The sequence below is a fragment of the Actinomyces denticolens genome, from assembly GCF_002072185.1.
GTDB classification, from domain to species: domain Bacteria; phylum Actinomycetota; class Actinomycetes; order Actinomycetales; family Actinomycetaceae; genus Actinomyces; species Actinomyces denticolens.
The window spans coordinates 1-528 of sequence record NZ_MVIW01000091.1 but is presented as its reverse complement, the minus strand read 5'-3'; the positions used below and the strand labels follow the sequence as shown (position 1 = coordinate 528).

Genomic DNA, 528 nt, shown 5'->3' with positions numbered 1-528 from the left:
CGCAGCCACCGCCCAGCCGACGATCTTGCGGGTGCACACGTCGGTGATGAACGCGACGTAGCAGAACCCGGCGAGGATCCGCACGTAGGTGATGTCAGCGACCCACAGGCGGTTGGGCTGCTCCGCGGTGAAGCGCCGTTCGACGAGGTCCGGGCGGGCATCAGGCACCTGGGCAGGTCGTGTGGTGACTGGTTTCCGGCCCCGCCGCACCCCCTGCAGGCCAGCTGCTCGCATCAGGCGGGCGACCTGGTCACGGCCTACGTCCCAGCCGGCGCGGCGCATTGCGTGGTGCATCTTCCGCACCCCGTAGACGCTGTAGTTCTCGCTGTGGATCCGCCGGATCTCCGGCAGGAGGGCCTCATCCCGCAGCGCCCTGGCCGAGGCTGGACGCGCCTTGGCGGCCCGGTAGCCGCGGGACGTGATGAACCCACACTCCGTCGCGCTGAGCACACGGCAGATGGCCTCGACCCCGAACTGATCACGGCGGGCGTCGATGAACCGGATCATCTCGTCGTGGGGCGGTCGAGT

The 528-nt window shown here is 69.5% G+C and carries 1 protein-coding gene; it reads right to left on the bottom strand.

Translation table 11 applies throughout. From position 1 onward, the window contains the following. A partial coding sequence (locus B1H55_RS12060) for an IS3 family transposase (RefSeq protein WP_143222447.1) occupies nucleotides 1-528 on the bottom strand: 528 nt, incomplete at both ends.